Genomic DNA, 2,542 nt, shown 5'->3' with positions numbered 1-2,542 from the left:
GCCGACCTGACGGCCAACGGGCTCAACGCCCAGGGGCGGATGCTGATCTACACCGGCCACGTCCCGGAGGGGCTCGCCCTGCTGGACGAGGCGATGGTCGGCATCTCGACGGGCGACGTGTCACCGATCGTTGCCGGCGAGATCTACTGCTCGCTGATCGAGGCCTGCCAGGAGGTCTCCGACTACGGCCGGGCGGCCGAGTGGACCAGCGCGCTGACCGCGTGGGTCGACGCCCAGCCGGGACTGGTCACCTTCACGGGTCAGAGCGCGGTGCACCGCGGACAGATCATGCGCATCCGCGGCGCCTTCCCCGCGGCGATCGAGGAGTTCCGCCTCGCGACCGAGCGGTACGACGCCGCCGGAACGCCTGCGCCCGCAGGGCTGGCGATGAGCGAGTGCGGCGACGTGCTGCGGATCGTCGGTGACCTCGGTGCCGCCGAAGCGGCGTACGACCGGGCCGTCGGCTTCGGCTTCGAGCCGCAGCCGGGCCTGGCCCTGCTGTGGCTGGCGCGGGGGCGTTCAGAGGCGGCCGTCGGCGCGGTCCGGCGGCTGCTCGCCGAGCCGGGCGACCCGGTCGGCCGGTCCCGGCTGCTGCCGGGTGCCGTGCAGGTGCTGCTGGCCGGCGACGCGATCGACGAGGCGGTCGCGGCCACCGACGAGCTCGACGGCATCGCCACCGCCTTCGGCAGCGCGGCCATGCGGGCCATGGCCGACCAGGCGCGGGGGAGCACGCTGCTGGCCGCAGGAGACCCCGGCGCGGCGGTGCCGGCGCTCCGCCGGGCGTTGCGCGTCTGGCGGGACCTCGAGGTGCCGTACGAGGCGGCGCGGGCGCGCGTCCTGGTCGGGCGCGCCCTGCGCGAGCTGGGCGACGCGGACACCGCGACCGGCGAGCTGACCGCGGCGCTGCGAACCTTCACCGAGCTCGGGGCCGCGCCGGCCGCGCGCGAGACGACCGCGCTGCTGGGGCCCGAGCACCCGGCGGGCCTCACCGAGCGCGAGGTCGAGGTCCTGCGGCTCGTGGCCCGCGGGCGTTCCAACACCGAGATCGCCGCCGGGTTGGTGATCAGCGAGAAGACGGTCGCCCGCCACCTCTCCAACATCTTCACCAAGCTGGACGTGGGCTCACGTACCGCCGCCGCGGCGTACGCGTTCGAAAACCGCCTGGTCTGACCGCTCGGCTCGTCTGCAGATCCCTCAGGGCGCGAGTCGGCGTATCTGCAGGTCTCAGAACGGTCGAGTCGGCGTATCTGCGGGGTCACTTGGCTCGGGCGGAACTGCAGACGCGCCGACTGGACGCGAGTTCGGGCTGCAGACGGGCCGACTCGGGTCAGCGGCCGCGCATCTGGCCGCGGAAGCCCTTCATGCTGGTGGGCACGGGGCCCTTCGGCAGGGGAGCGGCGGGGCGGGCGGCGTCGATCGCCTTGAGGCGGCTGAGCAGGTCGGTCATGTCGGCCGGCGCGACCTGTCGCTTGAGCTTGCCGACGTACTTGACGAGCTTCGGCAGCGGGACCTGTCCCTCGTCGTTGCCGACGACGACCTCGTGGATCGGCACCTCGGCCGCGACCCGTTCGTGGCGGCGGCGTTCGGTGGCCAGCAGCGCCTTGACCCGGGTGGGGTTGCCCTCGCCGACGAGCACGATGCCGGGAGGCCCGACGACCCGGTGCACGACGTCCTGCTGCTTGGTGAACCCGACCGCGGGCTCGGTCTTCCAGCCGCGGCGCAGCGTGGTGAGGGCGGACGCGGCGGCCCCCGGACGACCCTCGATCTGCGCGTACGCGGAGGCCTGGGCCCGGCGGGAGAACAGCAGCAGCGCGCCCAGCAGGCCCAGCATGATGGCGCCGACGATCGAGGAGATCAGTCCGATGACGCCGCTGCCCGGCAGGATCCAGAAGAGCCCGAAGCCGATGGCGGCACCGAGGACGAACGCGCCGAGGAGCCACCAGACGAGCTTCGGGTCGCCCTTGCGCGCCATCTTGAACGTCTCGACGAACTGCTGGCGGCGCTTCATCTTGGGCTGCTCGGGAGTCTTGGCCATGTGAGCTTTCCGTGCTGGGTGGGGCTGACGGTGGGAGAGGTCAGGCGGGCGCGACGACGGAGCGCGCGTCCATCGCCTGACGGTACAGGCGGCCGGCGCGGTACGACGAACGCACGAGGGGTCCGCTGAGCACGCCGGAGAAGCCGATCTCCTCGGCCTCCGCCTGCAGCTCCACGAACTCCTCGGGCTTGACCCAGCGCTCGACGGGGTGGTGCCGGGCCGAGGGGCGGAGGTACTGGGTGATCGTCACCAGCTCGGTGCCCGCCTCGTGCAGGTCGCGGAGCGCCTGGCTGACCTCCTCGCGGGTCTCGCCCATGCCCAGGATCAGGTTGGACTTGGTCACCAGGCCGAAGTCACGCGCCTGGCTGAGCACGTCGAGCGAGCGGTCGTAGCGGAACGCCGGCCGGATCCGCTTGAAGATCCGGGGGACCGTCTCGACGTTGTGGGCGAGCACCTCGGGCCGGGACTCGAACACCTCGGTCAGCAGGTCGGGCTTGCCGTTGAAGT

General features: G+C 72.7%; 3 protein-coding genes. 1 reads left to right on the top strand and 2 read right to left on the bottom strand.

The genetic code is table 11. The features are described from left to right. Positions 1 to 1,170, top strand: a 1,170-nt coding sequence (locus VIW71_RS00015) for a LuxR C-terminal-related transcriptional regulator (RefSeq protein WP_331619644.1), incomplete at its 5' end; no start/stop codon positions are given. Positions 1,171 to 1,327: 157 nt separating this feature from the next. Here the strand turns inward: VIW71_RS00015 and VIW71_RS00010 are convergent. Together VIW71_RS00010 and VIW71_RS00005 are read right to left on the bottom strand one after the other, a co-directional pair. Further along, positions 1,328 to 2,035 (bottom strand): DUF4191 domain-containing protein, encoded by a 708-nt coding sequence (locus tag VIW71_RS00010; RefSeq protein WP_331619643.1) that lies wholly within the window; start codon positions 2,033 to 2,035, stop codon positions 1,328 to 1,330. Between the two features lie 40 nt (positions 2,036 to 2,075). Next, on the bottom strand, positions 2,076 to 2,542 hold a 467-nt coding region (locus VIW71_RS00005), incomplete at its 5' end, for a lipoyl synthase (RefSeq protein ID WP_331619642.1).

It is taken from the genome of Streptomyces sp. (assembly GCF_036524955.1).
In the GTDB taxonomy this organism is placed as follows: domain Bacteria; phylum Actinomycetota; class Actinomycetes; order Streptomycetales; family Streptomycetaceae; genus Actinacidiphila.
Note: the sequence above shows the minus strand (reverse complement) of the source record. Positions and strands in the feature narration are given on the sequence as shown.

Excerpts from the sequence above, each read along its gene's own strand:
- VIW71_RS00010 (WP_331619643.1), bottom strand. The coding sequence starts at position 2,035 with ATGGCCAAGACTCCCGAGCAGCCCAAGATGAAGCGCCGCCAGCAGTTC.